Here is a 23,273-nt window from a genome sequence, read left to right on the forward strand (position 1 = left end):
ATTGTAGTTGTTGATACATTAATGATTAAAAGCCGCTTTGTGCGGCTTTTTTCTTGCCTAATGGTTTGGTATCGATGATCATAACAACAATAACAAACAGATTAATGTTGCTTAGGGCTTAATAAATCAACCCAAGGATAATAATTCTATCGTTGTCATGAAACTGTCACAATAATTTATCACAATGTTTGCTATACGATTAGGCGATTAGGAAGGATACATGAGTAGACAGATTTTGGTTGTTGAAGACGAAGCCGCAATAAGAGAAATGATCATCTTTGTTTTGGAGCAAAATGGTTTTAATGCCATCGAGGCTGAAACGATAGAGCAAGCACAAGCTCAAATTAAAGAACCTTATCCTGACTTAATCTTACTGGATTGGATGTTACCAGGTGGCACAGGGGTAAAGTTAGCAAAATCATTAAAACAAAATGAGTATACCCGTACCATTCCAATTATTATGCTAACCGCTAGAGCAGACGAAGACGATAAAGTTAAAGGCTTTGAAGCCGGCATTGATGACTACGTAACTAAACCTTTCTCACCGAAAGAATTAATTGCTCGCATTAAAGCGGTTATTCGCCGCGTTGCGCCGACAGCTTTAGAAGAGACCATTGATTTTCACGGTATTACCTTAGACCCAGTCGCGCATCGAGTGTCAATAAATAATAAAAATTTAGACCTTGGCCCAACAGAGTTTCGTTTGTTACATTTTTTTCTAACCCATACTGAACGGGTTTATAGCCGAGAACAATTACTAGACAATGTATGGGGCACAAACGTTTATGTTGAAGATAGAACGGTTGATGTCCATATTCGACGTTTACGTAAAGCTATTTCTGGTGACGGCCATGAAGATTTTATTCAGACGGTACGAGGTTCAGGTTATCGCTTTTCGGGCAAAATTCAACCCTCAGGTTAATAACTAATTTATGTTTTTTCGCATTTCAGCTAGAACGCTTTTTACCCGTATTTTTGGCGTAATTATTGTCAGTGGTTTTGTTGGCTATTTGTTTGGCCAAACATTTCTTGCTGTCAGTATTGTCTCACTATGCCTGCTTGCTTGGCATTATAATCATTTGTTTAAATTGATTCAGTGGCTGTGGCAAGGAAAATCAATAGCACCACCACAAGCTAATGGCATTTGGGGCAGAATATACGATGGTCTTTATCGCCGTATTCGCAAACAGCGCTTAAAGCAGAAGCAACTTAATGAACGTATTCGAAAGTTTCGTGATGGCGCTGAAGCCTTGCCTGATGCAGCGTTAGTGCTATCAAATGAACTGATCATTTTATGGGGTAATAAAAAAGCTTCAAAGTTTTTAGGGGTGCGTTGGCCCGAGGATATTGGTTTACGTATTGACAACTTGATTCGATTTCCAGAGTTTTCTAAATACCTAGATGATGGCGATTATAATAGCCCTTGTTTAATTATTTCACCGATAAATAATGAGTTACAGCTTGAGCTGCGGATGATGGCTTACGGTAGTGATCAAATTTTATTATTAGCGCGTGATATCAGTAAAATACAACGGTTAGAGGAAATGCGCCGTGATTTTGTTGCTAATGTATCCCATGAGCTAAAAACGCCTTTAACAGTGGTACGCGGTTACGTTGAAATGGTGCAAGCGAGTGAAACTGCGCTAGACCCACATTGGAAAAAAGCCTTTACCACGATAGAGTCACAAGTGTCACGAATGGATAGGCTAGTTGAACAACTGTTAGTGTTATCACGAATCGAGCATAATGTTGACGCAGATAATCATCAAGAAGTTAATTTGTCGCGCTTAGTCTTAACGATAATTGAAGAGGTGCAGTGGTTAAATCAAGATAAAAATCATATTATTAACAATGATATTGCGCCAAATATAAGTATTAATGGCAATGAACATGAATTAAAAAGCGCCTGCTTGAATTTAATTTCAAATGCCATTGCCTATACTCCGCCTAATGGCATTATTGACATAAGACTGCGTAATGACGGTAATAAAATACGCTTTAGTGTTAAAGATAATGGCCCAGGTATTAAACCTGAGCATGTTAATCGTTTAACTGAACGATTTTTCCGTGTTGATAAGTCTCGTTCACGTAATACGGGTGGCTCAGGGCTTGGTTTGGCGATAGTTAAACATGTGTTGAATCACCACCACGGTGAGCTTTCAATTGAAAGTGAGTGGCATCTAGGCAGCGAATTTATTATCTATTTCAGTCCTGAAATAGCGAATAAATAAGCTTGTTAATATGTCTGCCCGTATGACTAAATCTCATTGTTGGTTATTTTTCTATCTTAAGATTCAAATAACTTATCTAAGCATAATAAAAGTCATTTGTAATTAATTGTACTTTCATTGTCTGTATAGTTTTGGCTACCAAATCTAGCACTTAGCAAGGTTAAAACGCTATATGTTTTGTGCCGATACACTTGTTCAACAAGTCAGTTTTAAACATGAAGCTCACTAGGGCTTTGATATTTTGACGGTAAAATAAAATGTTTAACTTGATACTCAAAAGCCTAATCGTCTGCAAATAAACTTAAAACTAACAGCGATTTTTAAAACAGGGTGGACTAAAGTCCACCCTACAAAGGGCTTGCCGGTGATAATCTAGCCTTGGGTGATTGTTTTTTTAACTGAAAGTTATTTTTAAAACCTGATGGACTAAAGTCCAACCTAAATTAAGCCTACGGGTGACAATGTAAATTTAGGCGATTGTTTTGTAGGTCGGACTTTAGTCCGTCAACCGTACAGCGAATAAAAAACGTAGTGGGATAAAGCGAAACAAACAAGCAATCTGAAAGCTGATAGCTCAAAACATCAAATTAAGAGCTTTCTTTAAAACCTGATGGACTAAAGTCCAACCTACATAGAGCCTACGGGTGACAATGTAGATTTAGGCAATTGTTTTGTAGGTCGGACTTTAGTCCGTCAACCGCACAGCGAATACAAAACGTAGTAGGATAAAGCCAAACAAACAATCTGAAAGCTGTTTCTTATAGCTGATAACTGACAGCTAAAAACATCAAACTGACAGCTGTTTTAAAACCTGATGGACTAAAGTCCACCCTACAAAGGGTTTGCCGGTGATAATCTAGCCTGGGTGATTGTTTTGTTGTTAACTGAAAGCTATTTTTAAAACCTGATGGACTAAAGTCCAACCTACAAAAGGCTTGTCGGTGATGATGTAACCTTGGGTGACTGTTTTGCTTTTAACTGAAAGCTGACAGCTATTGCTTTTCAATTGACAGCTTTTTTAGGTTTGTCATACAAGTGTCACAAACTTTACTTATTATTGTCATATTCACTTTCTATAGTGTTGTCAAATTAATTATAGTTCTCATCGGAGAGTAACATGAGTTTAAAAAGTACATTAGGCGTTATTGGTTTATCAAGTCTTATCAGTTTTTCTGCATTTGCAGTTGATAATGAGTTACCAATCTATAAAAAAGTCAGTGGTGTTTCAGGCAATGTTTCGTCTGTTGGTTCAGATACCTTAGCTAATATGATGACATTTTGGGCGGAAGAGTTTAAACGCATATATCCTAATGTTAATGTGCAAATACAAGCGGCAGGTTCATCTACAGCGCCACCGGCATTAACGGAAGCAACATCTAACCTTGGCCCAATGAGCCGTAAGATGAAGTCAAGCGAAATTGAAGCGTTTCAAAAGCGTTATGGTTACAAACCAACGGCCGTTCGAGTCGCTATTGATGCTTTAGCTGTGTTTGTTCACAAAGACAACCCGATAAAGGGTCTTCGCATAGATCAAGTTGATGCTATTTTTTCAAATAACCGTAAATGTCGCGCTTTAAAAGATGTTGAACGCTGGGGAGACCTAGGGCTAACAGGTGATTGGAGCGCTAAGGATATACAATTGTACGGTCGTAACTCAGTGTCAGGCACTTACGGTTACTTTAAAAAAGAAGCACTATGTAAAGGAGACTTTAAAAATAGTGTTAACGAACAGCCTGGCTCAGCATCGGTTGTACAATCGGTTTCTGCCTCATTAAACGGTATTGGTTATTCAGGCATTGGCTATAAAACCTCAGGCGTTCGCGCATTGCCATTGTCTAGAAAAGGCGAAAACTTTATTGAAGCTAATATGGAAAATGCAATTTCTAAAGAGTATCCATTATCACGCTTTCTATATGTTTACGTTAATAAGCACCCAATCAAGCCTTTAGCACCTATGGAAGCTGAATTTTTGAAAATGGTATTGTCAAAATCAGGTCAAGACATTGTAGAAAAAGATGGTTATATTCCATTACCTGCCTCAGTTGCTGCAAAAGAATTTAAAAAGTTAGGCTTATAAAAAACTAGCGTATAGCAGTTTAGCGCCTAGAAAATTAGCAAATAAAAAAGTCCGCAATCAGCAATGAGTGCGGACTTTTTATGTTTAGGACGAACGGTATGCTGCGCTCACATGGAAGTGAAGAGCAGCGATGTTCAGGACGAACGGTATACTGCCATCACATTGCCATTCTTTGCCATCTTGGTCATTGCGCTATGTATTATGCTACGGACTTACCTTTAGATAAGAACATAGCACTAGGGTATTAATAGAGAGCTTAAGTCGAGATAAAAGAGTAATAATATTTTTATAAAGCAATATGAAAAAGTATAAAAAAAGCTGAGATATTACTAGCGTGTTGGGTCATAGTTATTTTTTTAGCGAGAAATATCTACCATCAAGTCATCAGCGAGGTTTTCAAGCGCATCAATCATAGAGTCGATAGCTTTTTTATTAGTCGAAATAGTGACTTTTGCTTTGAATAGTTCATGGCCGGCATGTGGTGCGCTTTCTTGTGTACTCACCAGTTTAAGTAAATTACCACCATGATGATGAATAGTAGAAGATATTTCTTGAATTATGCCTGCTCTATCGTTTGCCGTTAGTTCTAAAACAAGTAAAGTTTCAGGTACTGAGTCATTAGGTTGTACGTGTTCTATTTGCATTTTAAAGCCGGCTAAGGCGGCGAGTTCACTCGATAATGCTGCTGAACTTTCAGGGGCAACTGCAATGTCGATCACGCCGGCAAAAACACCTGATATCTGATGTAAACTAGACTCTTGCCAATTGGCTTTATGCTTACTGATAAGGTCAGATAATACTTTTACTATGCCAGGACGATCCGCGGTGATGAAAGATATAATAAGATGATTCATAATAAATCCTTTGAAAAATTAGTTGAAGTTGAGCGTATTAATTAAGGTCGAGTTAGCTGTGACAGTTCTTTATTAAATTGCTTATCGTCTGCAAGGTTTAGTTCAATTAAACGCCGTAATAAACTCACACTCTCAATATCAATGCCATTGCATTGCACACCAATTTTATTGCCTTTGTGATGAGCAACGGTGACTTTCATTATGATTTTGGCACCAAAGTCATCTAATTTAACCGATAGTAAACCCAATTTTTTTTCAAGGAATAGGCCTTTAGTATCAACAAAAAGTAAAACACCTTTTAATGATATATCATGAATAGTGACATTAAATACTTGCTGCTCTATTGCTAATTCTGCCGGTATAGAACAAAGAATACGTGTAAATTGGCGTCTATTTTGCATTGAGTTTAATTATCAAAAAGTGATTTACTCAGCATAGCCCGATTTTAATAAAAAGGCACCTTAATTAATTTATTAAGGTGCCTTTTACTTGTTGTTAACTCATTAGTTAACCTATTTTTTTATATTTTATTCTATGTGGTTCAGCGGCTGCTGGACCATAAGTTTTCTTCAGCCATTCTTCGTATTCTGTATAATTCCCTTCATAGAAATTAATGTGGCCTTCATCACGATAATCTAAAATATGGGTGGCGATGCGATCAAGGAACCAACGGTCATGGGAAATAACCATGGCACAGCCTGGAAATTCTAACAGCGCTTCTTCAAGTGCACGCAAGGTTTCAACGTCTAGATCGTTGGTCGGTTCATCGAGCAGTAATACGTTACCACCTGTTTGCACTAACTTGGCTAAATGAACACGGTTACGCTCACCACCAGATAAGTCACCAATGATCTTTTGTTGATCATTACCTTTAAAGTTAAAGCGGCTAACGTAAGCACGACTTGGAATTTCAAAACTACCAATTTGTAAAATTTCATGGCCTTGAGATATTTCTTGGTATACGGTTTTACTGTTGTCCATGTCATCGCGAAACTGATCAACACTAGCAAGCTTAACAGTATCACCGAGTTCTACATTACCGGAGTCTGGCTGTTCAGCACCTGACATTATTTTAAATAAGGTTGATTTACCAGCACCGTTTGGTCCGATAATACCGACAATAGCCCCTTTAGGTACGCTAAAGCTTAAGTTATCAATTAGTACTCTATCGCCAAAAGATTTGGTTAAGTTATTAACATCTAATACTTTATCGCCTAAACGAGGCCCTGGTGGGATGTACAGCTCGTTTGTTTCATTACGTTTTTGATGATCTTGGTTATTAAGCTCTTCAAAGCGTGCCATACGGGCTTTGCTTTTTGATTGACGCGCTTTTGGATTTGAGCGTACCCATTCAAGTTCTTGCTTAATGGTTCTTTGCAAGGCACTTTCAGTTCTACTTTCTTGTTCTAAACGGGCGTTTTTTTGCTCTAACCATGAAGAATAGTTGCCTTCATAAGGAATACCATATCCTCTATCAAGCTCTAGAATCCAGCCAGCGACATTATCTAAGAAATATCTATCATGAGTAATAGCAACGACAGTACCAGGATAGTCATGTAAAAATCGCTCTAACCAGGCAACAGATTCAGCATCTAAATGGTTGGTGGGCTCATCAAGTAGCAACATATCAGGTTTTTGTAATAACAAACGACAAAGTGCAACACGACGACGTTCACCACCACTAAGTACACCAATTTTTTGTTCCCACTCAGGTAAACGTAAAGCATCAGCGGCGCGCTCTAAGACGTTGTCAATATTGTGGCCGTCTTGGCTATTGATAATATCTTCTAATTGCCCTTGCTCCTTTGCTAAAGCATCAAAGTCAGCATCAGGCTCTGCGTAGTCTGAATAGACTTGGTCTAATCGTGCTATGGCATTTTTTACTTCAGAAACGGCTTCTTCAACAATTTCACGGACGGTTTTTTCTTCGTCTAATATTGGCTCTTGTGGCAAATAACCTATGTTAGTCCCTGGAAGTGCTTTTGATTCACCTTCAAATTCGGTATCAAGACCCGCCATAATACGCAGCAAGGTCGATTTACCTGAGCCATTGAGGCCTAGCACACCAATTTTTGCACCAGGAAAGAAAGAAAGCGAGATGTCTTTTAAAATTGTGCGCTTAGGTGGAACTACCTTGGAAACGCGGTTCATCGACATGATGAATTTATCGGGTAATGGTTGTGCCATGAAAAACCTTTTTGAAACAGTGTAAGTAATGTCGCTATTCTAGGTTAATAGTGACCTTGTTGGCAATGAGGTTTTATGGGCTTGATGTCCTTAGGCTAAAAGCTATCTGTATTTGGCATCGCAAATTAATCACTTGAGTTTTAATGCGCTTAAGGCTTTGATGGTTAGTCGATTAAAGATACGTGATTCCTCCCCCGAGACTTAGCTTGATATAAAGCACTGTCAGAGCGGGCATAGAGATCTTGAAAGCAATTGTCGTTGGCTTTTAACACCGAAATCCCAAACTGATTTTATTGATAACATCATATTTGTGTTAATAAGTATTAGGTTTTTATCTAATAAATCGCGCAATTTTTCTGCGGATTGCCGGCTTTGAGACAGGCTGATGTTGGGTAGTAATATTGAAAAATTTTCTCCATCTATTCTGGCATAAATATCTTCCGCTCTAATAATGGAAATAATGAGTTGCGTAATCTTGATTAACACTTGATCGCCAGCAGGGTAGCCATATTGATCGTTAACAGTCTTAAAGTGGTCAACATCTAACGAGATAACAGCTAGTGCTTGTTGGTGTTTTTTCGCTCGGTTGAACTCTCAATTAGCATGGTGAAAAAATAACGACGGTCGTAGATACGGGTCAATACATGGGTATTAGCCAGTTGTTCAAATTTTTCTTTCAGTTGACATGGCTCAGTTACATTGCTGGAAAAGGCTATCATAGTTCTTATATCGCCTTTTAATTGCAAAGGTACTTTTGTGCAGAGGTACTTTTGTGCAGAGGTAATATTGCGTTTTTTGTCAGTTTGCCAAAAGTGATCGGCATAGCTCGGCGAAACACAAAGCTGGTTGTTTGATGTTATCTTCTAGCTGTTAAGTTTCTATAACGGTTTTACTGTTTATTGCACTAGAGTTGGTAATAAAGCTTGGGTATTATTACTTGACGTTGTCTTGATTTTTTCGACGATATTGCTCCGCAATGACCTTGATGATATCGCGCCAAGTAATAACACCAATAGCACATTTATTTTCATCGACAACAGGCAGGCAAGATATTTTGTGATCATGAAATAGCAATACTGCTTCAGATAAGCTGACATCTTCTGTTGTGGTGATCAGATCTCGAGCCATGATTAAATGCACTTTTTTATTCAATATAAAACTATCTTGCGGGGTTTCTTTACGCGTACCTATCGTAGGGCTTAAGTTTTTCCATAAATCACGATCGGTAATAATACCTGTTAAGGTGGTTTTATCTTTGATCAAAATATGATGGATATTATGTTGATCAAACAAGTTTTTAGCACTCTCTAAGCTGTCATCTAACTCTAACGTTATTAAATTACGTTGCATTATTTTATTAATATTCATGTTGTTATATTTTTTCCTTCTGCTCAATGCGCGGTTATTTTAATAGGTTTGGTTATTTCATTGATAACATTTAATAAGTCATAACATAACTAAAAACTAGCAAATTGTCGCTGTTATTTTTAATGGCGGTGTGAGATAAAAAACACCTTGTCACAAAACTGTCATGTTGCTGTCTTACAATAGCCGCAGTTATAAAAATTATCATAGTTGAAGGTGTTTTTAAGTGGCCATTGCTTCTAAATCAGCAAATTATCGCAAGGTGAAAAATTCATTAGCAAAATGGATGATTACCTTAGGCGGTATCAGTGTTTTATTTACGCTAGTATTAATATTCATGTATTTACTCTACGTAATTAAACCTATCTTTGAATCTGCAAAAGTTGATGTAATAGCAAAATTTGTTATCAACGAAGAATATAAAGTACTAGCAACAGGTGTTGATGAATTAAAAGAAGTCGCCTATAGCATTACTGAAGAAGGCAAGATTAACTTTTATCAATTAGTTGATGGTGACGGGCATAAAGCCGGTGACAAAATACTTTCTCAACCATTGGTTGCTGATGGCGAAAGTCTAACGCAGCTGATTAATGTGGGTCAAAAGCAAAAGCTATTAATTGACAGTGCTGGTAATGTTCAGCTTATTGTCCCCAGTTTTACGGCTAATTTTACCAGTGGTAAAAGGGTTATTATTCCTAGTATTCGTTATCCGTTAGGTAAAGAATATTTACCCATTGATGAAAATAATGCAGCAATTACCAAGCTGTCGTTTGCTATGGATGATGAAAAAGCAATTTTCGTTGCTTTTACCCAAGATAAGCGCCTGATTAAAACTACTTTGTCAGCTGAAGATGACTTTAATTACGACACGGCGTATGACGTGCAATATCAAGAAATTGATTATGAGGCAAAGCAGGTTAATGATATTTTGGTATCGTCAGGTTTGTCTATGGCGTTTATTCGCCAAAATGATCAAGTCGCTGTGTTTTCTTTAGATTATGAACCCGAGCTAAAAGCGACCATTATTCCACAACTGGCACAAAATAAATCGACACCTAATCATATTACCAGTATGGCGTTATTATCAGGTGGTAGCTCAATTTTATTGGGCGATGACAATGGTTCAGTCAGCCAATGGTTCGAAGTCGCAACAGATGAAGGGCGTGAGTTTAAAGAAATTCGTCGTTTCAAAGTGAGTGACAATGAACCGGTAACAGCCATATATACCGAGCAATATCGTAAAAGTTTTTATACCGAAACACCGTCAGGTGAAATGGGCATGTTTTATACCACCAGCGAAGCAGATTTATGGCGTGGTAATTTACACCAAGGTAATGCTCAAGCGCTTTCTATTGCACCTCGTGCCGATGGTTTAGTGGTGTTTTCGAACAACGAATTGGCTATTTTCTCTGTCGAAAATGAGCACCCAGAAGTTACTTGGCAAGCACTTTGGCAAGAAGTTTGGTATGAAAGTTATCCTGAACCTGAGTTTATTTGGCAATCTACGTCTGGCTCTGATGATTTTGAAGCAAAATTTTCTTTGGTGCCTATTTCGTTTGGTACCATTAAAGCCGCATCATACGCTATGATGTTTGCCGTACCTATTGCCTTAACTGCCGCCATTTATACGGCTTACTTTATGACGCCTGGTATGCGCAGAAAAGTTAAACCGACTATTGAGATGATGGAAGCCTTGCCAACCGTCATTTTAGGTTTCTTGGCTGGACTTTGGTTAGCACCTATTATTGAAATTTACTTACCGGCTATCTGCTTATTGCTGGTTTTTATTCCATCCTCAGTATTTATTACCGCTTTCTCATGGCACAAATTACCACGAAAATACAAAGCACTTATTCCTGAAACATGGGCACCTATTATTTTAATACCGGCTATTTTACTGGCGTCTTATGCGGCATTCGCGTTATCTCCTGTGCTTGAATTACACTTGTTTGGTGGTGATGTTCGACAATATATCACTAATGATCTAGGCATTAGTTTTGACCAACGAAATGCTTTAGTTGTTGGTATTGCCATGGGATTTGCGGTTATTCCTACGATATTTTCTATGGCTGAAGATGCTATTTTCAGTGTACCTAGGCATTTAACCAGTGGTTCCTTGGCATTAGGCGCTACACAATGGCAAACCTTAATTAAAGTGGTGTTATTGACTGCAAGCCCAGGCATATTCTCTGCCGTTATGATGGGACTTGGCCGTGCGGTAGGAGAAACAATGATTGTGTTAATGGCAACCGGTAATACCCCGATTCTTGATTGGAGTATTTTCCAAGGCATGAGAACACTTGCAGCAAATATTGCGGTTGAAATGCCAGAATCGGAAGTGGGTAGTTCTCATTATCGTATTCTGTTCTTGGCCGCATTTGTTTTATTTGTATTTACGTTTGTAGTCAATACGCTAGCTGAATTTGTACGTCAGCGTTTGCGTGAAAAATATAGCTCATTGTAAGGAAGGCGACATAGCATGAATAATTGGTTTAAGTCTGGCTCTCCTTGGGTGTGGTTGTCAGCAGGTGGTGTTAGCATCAGCCTGATATCGGTTTTAGGTTTACTGGGGTTAATCGCCTGGCGCGGTTTAAGTTATTTTTGGCCAGCAGATATTTATCAGTTTGAAATGACTGATGAGCAAGGTAAAAATTTAACGGTTATTGGTGAAATTTACGAAAGAGAAAGTATACCTGCATCGCAGTTGGTACATCTAAATCTCAATATTGACGAGTCAGCTGAAACTATTGAGCGACTATTAATTAAAACCGGTAACCGTGAATTAGTCAGTTTAGACTTTCGCTGGATTTTAGTACCGCAAATTAATAAAACCTCTTTACCTGAAGAGTTAGTGGTTATTGAGCGTCGCACCAATGGTAATTTCTATGGTTATATCGAGGAAGTTATTCTAGGTGGTCAGGCTGTAGAACAAAATAAAATGTTACAGCTCGTTGAGCGAGTGAGTGACTTTCAAGCTGACATGGAAGACCTACAAAAGTCTGATATTGGCGCCATTAACTATCAAATTGAACGCACGCGTTTAGAAGAGCGCAAGCATATACTTGATGACACGCTTACTGCGCAATTGCAGCAAGAGTTTAAAGATAAAGTGGCAGGCTTAAAGGCTGATTATAGTGTGCTAGAAGAGCAGTTAATGGCTTTACGTGAGAAAGTCTCCCGTGACCAAATTGTTGTGCGCGCTATGGATGGACAAAAAGTTACCATTAACTTTGAAGATGTATTACAGGTTACTTTTAATAATAAACTCAACGTGTTTGAAAAGCTGATAATGTTTTTTAGTCAAATTGGGGCATTTGTTAGCGAAGACCCGCGTGAAGCGAACACCGAAGGTGGTGTATTTCCTGCGATATTCGGTACAGTATTAATGGTGCTGTTAATGACAGTGATTGTTTCGCCATTGGGTGTTGTTGCCGCCATTTATTTGCATGAATACGCCGGTAACAATGCGCTAACAAAACTACTACGTATTGCAGTAATTAACCTTGCAGGTGTACCCTCTATTGTTTATGGGGTATTTGGTTTAGGTTTCTTTGTCTATATGGTGGGGGGTAGCTTAGATGAATTGTTTTATGCTGAAACACTACCTAGCCCGACGTTTGGTACGCCAGGCGTGATGTGGTCAGCGCTTACCTTGGCTATTTTAACCTTACCTGTAGTTATCGTTTCAACTGAGGAAGGCTTATCGCGTATTCCTTCTGCTATGCGACACGGTAGCTTGGCCTTAGGCGCGACTAAAGCTGAAACCTTATGGCGTATTATTTTACCTATTGCGAGTCCGGCGATTATGACCGGCATTATTTTAGCCATAGCACGTGCGGCAGGTGAAGTTGCGCCATTGATGTTAGTTGGCGTGGTGAAAATGGCGCCAAACTTACCCCTGGATGGTAACTTCCCGTTTTTACATTTAGACCGTAAATTTATGCACTTAGGTTTTCACATTTATGATGTTGGCTTTCAAAGCCCCAATGTTGAAGCGGCCAGACCTTTGGTTTATGCCACAGCATTATTATTAGTGAGCATTATTATTGCTTTGAATATTACCGCGGTAACTATTCGTAATCGCTTGCGGGAAAAATATCGTATGTTAGATCAATAAGCTCAGACGATAAAACCAAGCAATTTAAAAAATTAAAAGATGCACGGGAAGTAATTCCTATCTATTGAACAAGATTTAAAGAGAATACTATGATTTCTGTTACCCCAAAAAAATTATCAGAACACAGGGTTAAGCTAGATCTTAATAACCTGTCGCCAGAGCAAGTAGCGTTAGAAATTAAGAACCTAGACTTATATTATGGTAACAAGCAGGCATTGCAAAATATTTCAATGTCGATTCCTAAGGGGCAAGTCACTGCTTTTATCGGCCCCAGTGGTTGTGGCAAGTCAACCTTGTTGCGTTGCATCAACCGGATGAATGATTTAGTCGATATTTGTAAGATAACCGGTGAAATAAACCTTAATGGTGACAATATTTACGATCGCCATACCGATGTGGCTGCCTTGCGTCGTAAAGTGGGTATGGTATTTCAACGGCCAAATCCTTTCCCTAAATCTATTTATGAAAATGTTGTTTATGGTTTGCGGATCACAGGTGTCAACAACCGCCGTGTGCTAGACGAGGCGGTGGAAAATGCCTTGCGAAGTGCGGCGTTGTGGAATGAGGTTAAAGATAGGTTACATGAGAGTGCTTTGGGGCTTTCTGGTGGTCAGCAACAGCGTTTAGTGATTGCTCGCGCCATTGCTATTGAACCTGAAGTGTTATTATTAGATGAGCCAACATCAGCTTTGGATCCTATTTCAACCTTAACCATTGAAGAATTGATTAATGATTTAAAGAAACAGTTTACTGTGGTTATTGTTACCCATAATATGCAACAAGCGGCGCGTGTGTCAGATCAAACTGCCTTTATGTATATGGGTGACCTTATTGAATATAGTGACACCAATACCTTGTTTACGACGCCAGCAAAGAAGAAAACAGAAGATTATATTACTGGCCGTTACGGTTAAATAAAATTGACGATAAACAGAGGGTTATACCGTGGATAATTTAAATATTGGTCGTCATATTTCTGGCCAGTTTAACGAAGACTTAGAACGTATTATGAATCATGTTATGCACATGGGTGGCTTGGTTGAAAAACAGCTAGCTGATGCACTAACATCGGTTTGTGATGCGGATGAAGCGCTAGCGAAAAAAGTGCTCAGCAACGACTATTTGATTAATAACGCCGAAGTGACTATTGATGATGAGTGTACGCGCATCATTGCCAAGCGTCAGCCAGCGGCAGGCGATTTACGTTTAGTGATGGCGATTGTAAAGACCATTACTGATTTAGAGCGTATTGGTGATGAAGCCGGAAAAATAGCTAACGTCACCTTAGAAAGCTTATCAGGTAAGCACAAAGACCTATTATCGAATTTGGATAATTTGGGACGTCATGTGTTAACTTTTTTACAAGCCACTTTGGATGCGTTTACCCGCATGGACGTTGAAGCCGCGATTAAAGTACATAAAAACGATGATAAAATTGATCGCGAATATGAAGCCTTAATGCGCCAACTTATGACTTATATGATGGAAGACCCACGTTCAATTCCACAAGTGATGAGCGTTATTTGGTCAGCCCGAGCGTTAGAGCGTATTGGTGATCGTTGTCAAAATATTTGTGAATACATTATTTATTTTGTCAAAGGTAAATCCGTTCGTCATACCACACCTGAAGATTTCGACTCCTTATCTTAAATCCTCATCTTAAATTAATGTATTTAGTCATAGACATTATTAGCTATTTTACGGCTAATAATGTTTATGATTTTAATTGCACTGATAAACAATAATCATGCTATAAACAGCCGCTGTCTTGTGATAAAACCTTTGAATTCACTTTCAAATGCTTTAATATCCGCTTCGAATAAAAAACAAAGAGCTTAAGCTCCTGGAAATTAATTATGGCCAGAAACTCAATTATTGGCATATTTGCAAAGTCGCCAATTAAACCCTTAGAAAAACATATCCGAATAGTGCACAAGTGTTGTAGTCAGCTTGTGCCTTTTTTTGCGGCAGTGACCGAAGAAGATTGGAGTAATGCAGGAAAAATTCGTAAGAAAATTTCTAAATTGGAATGTGATGCTGACGATTTAAAACGTCAAATTCGCTTAGAACTTCCAGGCGGTTTATTTATGCCCGTCGATCGTGCTGATTTACTAGAGTTATTATCTCAACAAGATAAGATTGCCAATTGCGCAAAGGATATTGCCGGACGTATCTTTGGCCGAAAGTTAACCATTCCTACCGAATTACAAGCGCAGTTTATTGCTTATGTCGCGCGTAGTATCGACGCAGCTGAAAAAGCCGCAGATGCAATAAATGAACTGGATGACTTATTAGAAACTGGATTTCGTGGTCGTGAAGTCGATTTGGTCACTAAGATGATCAGTCAACTTGATGAAATTGAAGATGACACAGATGGTATGCAAATTAAATTACGTAAAGATTTATTAAATATTGAAAAAGATTTAAATTGCATAGATGTGATGTTTTTATATCAAATTATCGATTGGGTTGGCGACTTAGCTGATCTTGCCGAACGTGTTGGCGCACGTTTAGAAATTCTTTTAGCTAGAAAATAAGGCTGACTTATGGAAATTTTACTCTCACATGGCTCTACGTTAGTCATGATCGCCGCTGCTGTCGGCTTTTTTATGGCATGGGGCATAGGTGCAAACGATGTTGCTAATGCTATGGGAACATCAGTTGGTTCAAAAGCATTAACCATTAAGCAAGCGATTATTATTGCAATGATTTTCGAATTTGCTGGTGCATATTTAGCGGGTGGTGAAGTTACATCAACCATACGTAAGGGCATTATTGATCCCGCGTTATTTGTTGATATCCCTGAATTATTAGTCTTTGGTATGATCTCTGCCTTATTAGCTGCGGCAACTTGGTTGTTAGTGGCGTCTGTTTTAGGTTGGCCGGTGTCTACTACTCACTCAATTGTTGGCGCCATTATCGGCTTTGCTGCAATCGGCATAAGCCCTGATACAGTCGCTTGGGGTAAAGTAGGCGGTATTGTGGGTAGTTGGGTTGTTACACCCTTGATCTCGGGTGTTATTGCTTTTGTTATTTTTAATAGTGCACAAAAACTCATTTTTGATACCGACAAACCATTAGAACAAGCAAAACGTTATGTGCCGTTTTACATGTTTTTAGCGGGTTTTGTTTTATCGTTAGTGACCATTAAAAAAGGTTTAAAACATATAGGTTTAGAGAATATAAACTTAGGTTTTTATAACTTTGAAATTGCCGGCGCTGGTGGCTATTACTTAGCGATTATTGTCGCTGCTATTGTTGCTATTATTGGTAAGTATTTTATCACTCGTCTTAAATTTGATGAAAAAGCAGATAAAACTACACATTACGCTAATGTTGAAAAAGTATTTGCTGTCTTGATGATAGTAACCGCTTGTTGTATGGCGTTTGCTCATGGTTCAAATGACGTTGCCAATGCCATTGGGCCATTAGCTGCTGTCGTTAGTATTGTTGATAACGGTGGTGAAATTGCCAAGAAAGCTTCACTAGTTTGGTGGATTTTACCACTGGGTGGTTTAGGTATTGTTGCCGGTCTTGCATTGTTTGGTCATCGTGTTATGGCCACTATTGGTACCGGCATTACACACTTAACACCAAGTCGTGGTTTTGCCGCTGAGTTAGCTGCTGCATGTACAGTCGTTATTGCTTCAGGTGCAGGCCTGCCTATTTCAACCACACAAACATTAGTGGGTGCGGTGCTAGGGGTAGGAATGGCGCGTGGTATTGCCGCGATTAATTTAGGTGTAGTACGTAATATTGTTATCTCTTGGGTAATTACATTACCCATAGGTGCAGGTCTTTCAATTATCTTCTTCTGGATAATGAAAGGTATATTTAGCTAATAGGCTAAGTATGCAAACATAAATCAAGCCAGCAATTATGCTGGCTTTTTTATCTTCAGCCCTTTCCTAGCCATCCCTGACTCCACGGCCTTAGCGCTTAGATGCACGTCGATGTGAAAGCAGGATGATGTTCAGGTTCTTCAGCTATCCTCTTTTTTGCGGCATTTTTTGTGTCATTAGGACTGCTCGGTAATTGCTACGGTATTACTGCATTGACTTAGCTGCTTGTAATAACCTGTTCGTCAATGTGCAAGAGTGATGAGGTGGGTGAGCTAATAGGATTGCTATGAGTTGAGATAATGGCATGACTGCTGTTTTTTTATGCTAATGAAGGTAATTATCAATACAAGTCAATAAAATGGCTTGCGAGCGAGTTTAATTCCCGATACTATGTCGCCTCTTTCGAAGTGAATACGATGTTTATCTGGTTTATTCATTTAAAGACAGTGCCTTGATAGCTCAGTCGGTAGAGCAGAGGATTGAAAATCCTCGTGTCCCTGGTTCGATTCCGGGTCAAGGCACCATATTATATTCTAGTAAAAATATTCTAGTAAAAAATATCTTAGTATCAAATCTAAAACCTTAACATTTATATGTTGAGGTTTTTTTTCGGCTGAAATTTATCTTTGCTCTCTCTTGACGATTTTTTTGTTGATGATGTTGTTATTGTGCCAATAACTATTTGTTATCGGAAATAAAAATGCCCGCTAATCAGCAGGCATTTGATTTAGTTCGTTTGGTATTTTTGCAAAAAACTATTTTTTCTGAGCCTGTTTACTGGCACTTTTAGTGGCTCGACGCTCGGCAATTACTTGTTTTATATCACCGCCAATATGTTCTTCACCACGCGCTTTAGCAAGGTTGATTTGCTTTTCACGCTCCTGAAAACCACTTTTTTGCTCGTCAGTGTATTTATCATAACAACGTGGGCAACTGACGCCTTGAATATAATGCTCGCTGGTTTTTTCTGCTGCTGTGATTGGATAACGACAGGCAAAGCATTGGTCATATTGACCACGCTCTAAATCATGGTTAACGGCCACTCGGCTGTCAAATACAAAGCATTCGCCTTGCCACAGGGTGTCTTGTTCAGGGACTTCTTCAAGGTATTTTAATACGCCACCTTCTAGATGGTAAACTTCTTCAAAGCCTTGCTCTTTTAGATAGGCGGTGGACTTTTCACAGCGTATACCGCCGGTGCAGAACATAGCGACTTTTTTGTGTTTATTTTTATCTAAATTTTTCGCGACATATTCAGGAAATTCACGAAAGCTCTCGGTGTTTGGGTTGATAGCATGTTTAAAGCTGCCAATTTCTACTTCGTAATCATTGCGGGTATCTATCAAGAGCATTTCGGGATCAGAAATAAGGGCATTCCAATCTTTGGGTTTAACATAAGTGCCAACGGTAAGTGTTGGATCTATACCTTCAACACCCATGGTGACAATTTCTTTTTTTAATTTAACTTTCGTGCGAGCAAAAGGGTTGTCTTGATGAAACGAGCATTTAGATGAGACACCAGATAAACGACAGTCACTGTTAATAAAGGCGAGTACGGCGTCTATGCCAATTTGTGATCCAGCGATAGTGCCGTTAATACCTTCAAGCGCTAAAAGTAAGGTGCCTTTAACTGCATTGTCTTCCATCACTTGTAGCAAAGGTGGCTTAATAGCGTCGAAGTTCTCTAAGCGAACAAATTTATATAATGCGCAAACGGTAATGTTATTCATATTTTATTGACCCATTGAGCGAGCCTGATAGTAAGTCAGGAGCTTTAGATTGAATGTTAACCTACCAGTAAGGCAGGCGTACTAATTTTACCATATATTGATAAATCGGCGGCATTCTAGCAAATGTCGATTCTGGCGAATAGTGTTTACATCATTTTTGTTAAAGGCAAATCAAGTGTGGCTGTAAACTTGGCCCTGCCACATATTGTTGACAGCTGTTTATTAAGTATATTTTCTTGGCATAGCCTTTATGACAACGCTTGTTATAATACGGCGCATTGCTATTTAATAGCGTGTATTGTAAACACGTATTTTACCTATTTTCTGGAGTTGTTTAGCCCATGTCTAACACCAATTTACTTAATGAAACGCACAACCCGGCTTTAACTAGCTGGGTAGAGTCTGCCAATGTAGAAAATTGTGACTTTCCAATACAAAACCTACCTTTTGCTAGTTTTAAGCGAAAAGACAGTAAAGAAGACTGTCGAGCAGGTGTAGCCATTGGTGATCAGGTTATTGATTTAAAAGCGCTATTCGCCTTGGATATTTTTGCTGGCGACACACAATTAGCATTGGAGCAATGTTGTCACATTCAGTTAAATGCTTTTATGGCGATGGGTAACCGTTTTTGGAGCGCTTTGCGCCAAGCGTTATCACAAGCATTAACCCAAGGGGCAGCATTACAAACGAAATTAGCATCATGCTTAATTGCACAAACCGATGTTGAATTTGCTTTGCCATGTCAAATTGGTGATTACACTGATTTTTACACTTCGATTCATCATGCCACATCCGTTGGTAGCAAGTTCCGTCCTGATAATCCGTTGTTACCCAATTATAAATGGGTTCCTATTGGTTACCATGGTCGTTCTTCGTCGATTGAGATCTCTGGTAGTAACTTTAAGCGTCCTAAAGGACAAACTAAGGCACCAACAGCAACAGAGCCTTCTTTTGGTCCATGTAAGCGTTTAGATTATGAAATGGAAGTGGGTATATTTATTGGTAAGGGTAATGCTTTGGGTGAGCCTATTAGCATCGAAAATGCCGAAGATCATGTGTTTGGTATGTGTTTATTTAATGATTGGTCAGCACGAGATATTCAAGGTTGGGAATATCAGCCTTTAGGGCCATTTTTGTCAAAAAGCTTTGCATCAACAGTTTCTCCGTGGATTGTAACGTCAGAAGCGTTAGCACCTTACCGGTCAACATGGACACGTGATGCAGCTGATCCTCAGCCTATGCCTTACTTAGAGTCAGAGCACAATCGAGACTTTGGTTCTTTAGATTTAAGTTTACAGGTATTAATTGAAACTGAGACCATGCGTAATGCCAAGCAAGCACCGGTGCAATTGTCACAATCAAATTTTAAAGATTCATATTGGACCGTGGCGCAGATGGTAGCGCACCATACGGTTAATGGTTGTAACCTGCGCTCAGGTGATATGTTTGGTAGCGGCACACAGTCCGGCCCTAAACCAGAAGAAGCAGGTTCAATGCTTGAATTATCGAATGCTGGCTCAGAGCCTATTCACTTGCCTAATGGTGAAACTCGTACTTTCTTAGAAGATGGCGATTGTGTCATTATGAAAGGTTGGTGTGAAAAAATCGGGGCTGCGCGCATAGGTTTTGGTGCAGTAAGCGCTACTGTTTTAGCCGCTGATTAAACTATCCGACTATTGAACTAATAAAGCTCCTAAATTGGAGCTTTTTTTATGTTTGATTCACCCTATTATTTGTGATTGAGCACATTACTGACTTCCCCCCTAGGATTAAAATAAACAAAAATTTTACATTGATAACTTCACTTTAACGAGGCTTTTTACCTCAGTAAATACCGACTTTAGAAAAAGTTCATTTTTTTTATGTTTTTTTTTATTGATTAAATATGCAGATAATATTTAATTTAATACGAAAAGCTTCGCACATACTTCGTTTGTATGTTTTATTATAACTCATAGGGGCTGTAGGCTGCAGCATTATTGCCTGTGCTAATGTTCTTTGCATAAAATCTGACTATAATTGCATATCAATTCTACTTATAGATTTAATGTTAAACCTCAGTGAAAAAGACTACTTGTAAAGTATTTCTAGCTGTTCTATAAATCAGAAAGCTGTTTTGATTGTTTACAACAAGATGATTTTTTGTGATGGGCGAAATGGGTAAAAATAAAATTATAAAATAGATAATTATAAAATAAATAATTATTAAAAACATATTCAAATATATTAGGAAGAAAACAACATGTCTACAACATTTCGTACTGGTACTTTAGCTCTTGCCATTGGCTTAGCGCTAGGAACAGCACCTAGTTTTGCCGCAGGTTTTGCCGAAGAAGCCGTAAAAAAAGAAAGCATTGAACGTATTGCTGTCGTTGGTTCACGTTCAGCTCCGCGTTCAGTAGCTGAATCTCCAGTGCCAATTGATATCATTGGTGGTGATGAGTTAGGTAAAAACGCCTCAAGTGATATGCTTGATATGTTAGTAGGCGCAATTCCTTCATTAAATGCCCGTGCACAACCTATTAGTGATGCTGCATCATTAATTCGTCCAGTAAATTTACGTGGTTTACCTTCTGATTCAACCTTAGTACTTTTAAATGGTAAACGTCGTCACCGTGCCTCTGTTATTGCTTTCCAAGGTGGTGGCATTAATGATGGTGCACAAGGTCCTGATATTTCAGTTATCCCAAGTGTCGCTATAAAGCAAGTTGAAGTGCTTCGCGATGGTGCTGCTGCACAATACGGCTCCGACGCAATTGCGGGTGTAATGAACTTTGTACTTAAAGATGACGCAGATGGCGGTTCAATGTCTGTGAAACAAGGTTCTTATTACGAAGGTGATGGTGATCAAACGATTATAGACGGTAATGTCGGTTTACCATTTACTAAAGATGGTTTTGTTAACTTAAGCTTTCAATTAAAAAATGCTGATGCAACTAGCCGAAGTGTACAACGTCCAGATGCAGCAAACATTGCAAGTCAAGGCAATGCTTCTATTCAGAACCCAGCGCAAATTTGGGGTAATCCAGAAGTTAAAGACGATATTACGTTTTTCGGTAATGTTGGCTTAGATCTTGGTAATGATAAAGAATTTTACATGTTTGGTAACTATTCTGAGCGTGATGTAACAGGTGGTTTTTATTACCGTAACCCGCATAACCGTAGTAATGTTTTCTCGGTTGATGATGGTGAAACCTTACTTGTAGGTGATGTCGGCGAATCAGAAGGTGCAGCGCGTACTTGTGCTGTTGTTAATATTCCAAAAAATAGTGATGGCTCTGACGGTAATGTTTTAGATAGCGTTGACTATCAAGCAATGGTAGCTGATCCAAATTGTTTCTCAATGAACCAAATTATGCCGGGTGGTTATACACCACAATTTGGTGGCAACATCACAGATACCTCATTAACGGTTGGTACTAAAGGCGAAATTAACGAAGGTTTCTTAAAAGATTGGTTTTTTGATGTTAGTGGCTCAGTAGGTCGCAATGAATCTAAATTTAACTTAAAGAATACCTTAAACCCATCACTTGGTTTAGATACACCGTTAGATTTTGATACCGGTAGTTATATCCAAATGGAAAAAACCTTTAACTTTGATTTAGTTAAAGGTTTTGACATGGGTCTTGAAGAGCCAGTTAACGTTGCTATGGGTCTTGAATGGCGTGAAGAAAGCTTTGAAATAGTTTCAGGTGGAGAAGCTTCATGGAAAGCCGGTGCTTATGCAGACCAAGGTTTTAACATTGGCTCACATGGTTTTAAAGGCTTTGGTCCTGAAACTCAAGGTCGTAACGACCGTCGCAATGTTGCCGCTTATATTGATGTTGAAGCCCAAGTAACAGAAGACCTTTTAGTGGGCGCAGCCGTTCGTCACGAAAGCTTTAATACTTTTGGTAGCACAACTAATTACAAGCTAACTGCACAATTAAGACTTAACGATGAGATTTCACTACGTGGTTCTCATAGTACAGGTTTTAGAGCACCAACAGTGGGTCAAGCCAATGTGGTTAATACACAAACATCATTAGTTGCTGGTGAGTTAATTCAAACGTTCCTTGCGCCGCCAACTAATCCATTGTCAGCGTTTTACGGTGGTAAAGAGTTAACGCCAGAAGAGTCAAAAAGTTTTGCTTTTGGTGGTGTTTACCAATATGACGACTTCTTCTTTACTCTTGATTACTACAACATTGAAGTAACTGACCGTTTAGCACAATCAAGTCAAATAGATGTATTAGCAGCTGACTACACAGCGCTTGAAGCATTAGGTGTTGTTAACCCTGAGCTAATTTCAGCGGTTTCGTATTTTTCTAATGATTTTGACACTACCACACAAGGTGTTGATGTTGTTGCAAACTATACAATGGCATTAATGGGCGGCGATACCTTGTTATCATTAGCGTATAACTGGAATGAAACAACGGTTGATCAGTTTAATCCAGAGACGACTAATGAAGGTAAAGTTCATCGTTTAGAAGAAGGTATGCCTGATCATCGCGCTACCTTCACTGTTTCTCAATCTTGGGAAGATGTATCAGCTTTTGTGCGTGTAAACTACTTTGGTGAGTATTTTGCAACGCATGCTGACGATGCTTGTGCTGTGGGTTGTTGGAATGAAATTGCTGACTCAGCGGTTACTGTTGATGCAGAAGTAAGCTACTTCTTAAATGATAGTATTACCTTGTCAGCCGGTGCCAATAACATCTTTGATCAAGAAGCACAAAAGTTACCTGCTGAATCATACGGTCAGTTAGGTGCTGAATACTACGAAAGTGGCCCATTTGATTACAACGGTGGTTTCTACTACGTAAAAGCAACTTATAACTTTTAATGTAAAAGTTAATTAAGTCTAAAAAGCCATATCATTTGATAT

The 23,273-nt window shown here is 38.8% G+C and carries 18 protein-coding genes and 1 tRNA gene; 12 read left to right on the forward strand and 7 right to left on the reverse strand.

Annotation, left to right across the window (positions count from 1 at the left end):
• Nucleotides 1-220: 220 nt before the first annotated feature.
• From phoB to H4J59_RS09275, 3 genes are all read left to right on the forward strand, one after another.
• Complete coding sequence (gene phoB, locus H4J59_RS09265; RefSeq protein ID WP_182136532.1) at nucleotides 221-922, forward strand: phosphate regulon transcriptional regulator PhoB; 702 nt, start codon at nucleotides 221-223, stop codon at nucleotides 920-922.
• A gap of 10 nt (nucleotides 923-932) precedes the next feature.
• Nucleotides 933-2,231, forward strand: a complete 1,299-nt coding sequence (gene phoR, locus H4J59_RS09270; protein ID WP_182238771.1) for a phosphate regulon sensor histidine kinase PhoR — start codon at nucleotides 933-935, stop codon at nucleotides 2,229-2,231.
• Between the two features lie 1,117 nt (nucleotides 2,232-3,348).
• On the forward strand, nucleotides 3,349-4,308 hold the full coding sequence (locus tag H4J59_RS09275; RefSeq protein ID WP_182238773.1) for a PstS family phosphate ABC transporter substrate-binding protein: 960 nt from the start codon (nucleotides 3,349-3,351) through the stop codon (nucleotides 4,306-4,308).
• Nucleotides 4,309-4,664: 356 nt separating this feature from the next.
• On the opposite strand, the gene H4J59_RS09280 is transcribed toward H4J59_RS09275, so the two are convergent.
• The 6 genes from H4J59_RS09280 to H4J59_RS09305 all read right to left on the reverse strand — a co-directional run bounded on the left by H4J59_RS09280 (nucleotide 4,665) and on the right by H4J59_RS09305 (nucleotide 8,717).
• Nucleotides 4,665-5,162, reverse strand: a complete 498-nt coding sequence (locus tag H4J59_RS09280; protein WP_182238775.1) for a glycine cleavage system protein R — start codon at nucleotides 5,160-5,162, stop codon at nucleotides 4,665-4,667.
• Nucleotides 5,163-5,203: 41 nt separating this feature from the next.
• Nucleotides 5,204-5,563, reverse strand: a complete 360-nt coding sequence (locus H4J59_RS09285) for a PilZ domain-containing protein (protein ID WP_182238777.1) — start codon at nucleotides 5,561-5,563, stop codon at nucleotides 5,204-5,206.
• A gap of 106 nt (nucleotides 5,564-5,669) precedes the next feature.
• Nucleotides 5,670-7,349: an energy-dependent translational throttle protein EttA gene (gene ettA, locus H4J59_RS09290; protein ID WP_182238779.1), complete on the reverse strand. Its 1,680-nt coding sequence runs from the start codon at nucleotides 7,347-7,349 to the stop codon at nucleotides 5,670-5,672.
• 222 nt (nucleotides 7,350-7,571) lie between these two features.
• Nucleotides 7,572-7,901, reverse strand: coding sequence for a GGDEF domain-containing protein (locus H4J59_RS19825; RefSeq protein ID WP_182238942.1), 330 nt, complete (start codon nucleotides 7,899-7,901; stop codon nucleotides 7,572-7,574).
• Between the two features lie 5 nt (nucleotides 7,902-7,906).
• Nucleotides 7,907-8,068: a hypothetical protein gene (locus H4J59_RS09300; protein WP_182238781.1), complete on the reverse strand. Its 162-nt coding sequence runs from the start codon at nucleotides 8,066-8,068 to the stop codon at nucleotides 7,907-7,909.
• Nucleotides 8,069-8,282: 214 nt separating this feature from the next.
• Complete coding sequence (locus H4J59_RS09305) at nucleotides 8,283-8,717, reverse strand: CBS domain-containing protein (protein WP_182238783.1); 435 nt, start codon at nucleotides 8,715-8,717, stop codon at nucleotides 8,283-8,285.
• A 283-nt stretch (nucleotides 8,718-9,000) separates the two neighbouring features.
• Here H4J59_RS09305 and H4J59_RS09310 point away from each other — a divergent pair, with 283 nt between their 5' ends.
• The 7 genes from H4J59_RS09310 (at nucleotide 9,001) to H4J59_RS09340 (ending at nucleotide 17,197) form a co-directional block, all read left to right on the forward strand.
• The gene (locus H4J59_RS09310; RefSeq protein ID WP_182238944.1) at nucleotides 9,001-11,178 is read left to right on the forward strand and encodes an ABC transporter permease subunit; all 2,178 of its coding nucleotides are present in this window, start codon (nucleotides 9,001-9,003) and stop codon (nucleotides 11,176-11,178) included.
• 15 nt (nucleotides 11,179-11,193) lie between these two features.
• Nucleotides 11,194-12,831, forward strand: coding sequence for a phosphate ABC transporter permease PstA (pstA, locus tag H4J59_RS09315; RefSeq protein ID WP_182238785.1), 1,638 nt, complete (start codon nucleotides 11,194-11,196; stop codon nucleotides 12,829-12,831).
• An 89-nt stretch (nucleotides 12,832-12,920) separates the two neighbouring features.
• Nucleotides 12,921-13,745 carry a phosphate ABC transporter ATP-binding protein PstB gene (gene pstB, locus H4J59_RS09320; protein WP_182238787.1) on the forward strand — a complete coding sequence of 275 codons (825 nt, stop codon included), beginning with the start codon at nucleotides 12,921-12,923 and terminating at the stop codon, nucleotides 13,743-13,745.
• Nucleotides 13,746-13,776: 31 nt separating this feature from the next.
• The gene (phoU, locus tag H4J59_RS09325) at nucleotides 13,777-14,481 is read left to right on the forward strand and encodes a phosphate signaling complex protein PhoU (RefSeq protein ID WP_182189816.1); all 705 of its coding nucleotides are present in this window, start codon (nucleotides 13,777-13,779) and stop codon (nucleotides 14,479-14,481) included.
• 206 nt (nucleotides 14,482-14,687) lie between these two features.
• The gene (locus tag H4J59_RS09330) at nucleotides 14,688-15,368 is read left to right on the forward strand and encodes a TIGR00153 family protein (RefSeq protein ID WP_182238789.1); all 681 of its coding nucleotides are present in this window, start codon (nucleotides 14,688-14,690) and stop codon (nucleotides 15,366-15,368) included.
• Nucleotides 15,369-15,377: 9 nt separating this feature from the next.
• Nucleotides 15,378-16,673, forward strand: coding sequence for an inorganic phosphate transporter (locus H4J59_RS09335; RefSeq protein WP_182238791.1), 1,296 nt, complete (start codon nucleotides 15,378-15,380; stop codon nucleotides 16,671-16,673).
• A gap of 448 nt (nucleotides 16,674-17,121) precedes the next feature.
• A tRNA-Phe gene (locus tag H4J59_RS09340) sits at nucleotides 17,122-17,197 on the forward strand.
• A 231-nt stretch (nucleotides 17,198-17,428) separates the two neighbouring features.
• Here the strand turns inward: H4J59_RS09340 and H4J59_RS09345 are convergent.
• Nucleotides 17,429-18,403 carry a rhodanese-related sulfurtransferase gene (locus H4J59_RS09345; RefSeq protein WP_182238793.1) on the reverse strand — a complete coding sequence of 325 codons (975 nt, stop codon included), beginning with the start codon at nucleotides 18,401-18,403 and terminating at the stop codon, nucleotides 17,429-17,431.
• Between the two features lie 341 nt (nucleotides 18,404-18,744).
• Between H4J59_RS09345 and fahA the strand changes: the two genes are divergently transcribed.
• Nucleotides 18,745-20,067, forward strand: a complete 1,323-nt coding sequence (gene fahA / locus H4J59_RS09350; protein WP_182238795.1) for a fumarylacetoacetase — start codon at nucleotides 18,745-18,747, stop codon at nucleotides 20,065-20,067.
• Nucleotides 20,068-20,645: 578 nt separating this feature from the next.
• A complete protein-coding gene (locus H4J59_RS09355; protein ID WP_182238797.1) occupies nucleotides 20,646-23,231 on the forward strand; it encodes a TonB-dependent siderophore receptor in 2,586 nt (861 codons plus the stop codon).
• The last annotated feature ends 42 nt before the right edge of the window (nucleotides 23,232-23,273 follow it).

This window comes from Colwellia sp. MB02u-10, from assembly GCF_014077185.1.
Classification (GTDB): domain Bacteria; phylum Pseudomonadota; class Gammaproteobacteria; order Enterobacterales; family Alteromonadaceae; genus Cognaticolwellia.

What these genes read in the sequence shown, in the direction of transcription:
- phoB (WP_182136532.1), top strand. Translation starts at nt 221, where the DNA reads ATGAGTAGACAGATTTTGGTTGTTGAAGACGAAGCCGCAATAAGAGAA.
- phoR (WP_182238771.1), top strand. Translation starts at nt 933, where the DNA reads ATGTTTTTTCGCATTTCAGCTAGAACGCTTTTTACCCGTATTTTTGGC.
- H4J59_RS09275 (WP_182238773.1), top strand. Translation starts at nt 3,349, where the DNA reads ATGAGTTTAAAAAGTACATTAGGCGTTATTGGTTTATCAAGTCTTATC.
- H4J59_RS09280 (WP_182238775.1), bottom strand. Translation starts at nt 5,162, where the DNA reads ATGAATCATCTTATTATATCTTTCATCACCGCGGATCGTCCTGGCATA.
- H4J59_RS09285 (WP_182238777.1), bottom strand. Translation starts at nt 5,563, where the DNA reads ATGCAAAATAGACGCCAATTTACACGTATTCTTTGTTCTATACCGGCA.
- ettA (WP_182238779.1), bottom strand. Translation starts at nt 7,349, where the DNA reads ATGGCACAACCATTACCCGATAAATTCATCATGTCGATGAACCGCGTT.
- H4J59_RS09300 (WP_182238781.1), bottom strand. Translation starts at nt 8,068, where the DNA reads ATGATAGCCTTTTCCAGCAATGTAACTGAGCCATGTCAACTGAAAGAA.
- H4J59_RS09305 (WP_182238783.1), bottom strand. Translation starts at nt 8,717, where the DNA reads ATGAATATTAATAAAATAATGCAACGTAATTTAATAACGTTAGAGTTA.
- H4J59_RS09310 (WP_182238944.1), top strand. Translation starts at nt 9,001, where the DNA reads ATGATTACCTTAGGCGGTATCAGTGTTTTATTTACGCTAGTATTAATA.
- pstA (WP_182238785.1), top strand. Translation starts at nt 11,194, where the DNA reads ATGAATAATTGGTTTAAGTCTGGCTCTCCTTGGGTGTGGTTGTCAGCA.
- pstB (WP_182238787.1), top strand. Translation starts at nt 12,921, where the DNA reads ATGATTTCTGTTACCCCAAAAAAATTATCAGAACACAGGGTTAAGCTA.
- H4J59_RS09330 (WP_182238789.1), top strand. Translation starts at nt 14,688, where the DNA reads ATGGCCAGAAACTCAATTATTGGCATATTTGCAAAGTCGCCAATTAAA.
- H4J59_RS09335 (WP_182238791.1), top strand. Translation starts at nt 15,378, where the DNA reads ATGGAAATTTTACTCTCACATGGCTCTACGTTAGTCATGATCGCCGCT.
- H4J59_RS09345 (WP_182238793.1), bottom strand. Translation starts at nt 18,403, where the DNA reads ATGAATAACATTACCGTTTGCGCATTATATAAATTTGTTCGCTTAGAG.
- fahA (WP_182238795.1), top strand. Translation starts at nt 18,745, where the DNA reads ATGTCTAACACCAATTTACTTAATGAAACGCACAACCCGGCTTTAACT.
- H4J59_RS09355 (WP_182238797.1), top strand. Translation starts at nt 20,646, where the DNA reads ATGTCTACAACATTTCGTACTGGTACTTTAGCTCTTGCCATTGGCTTA.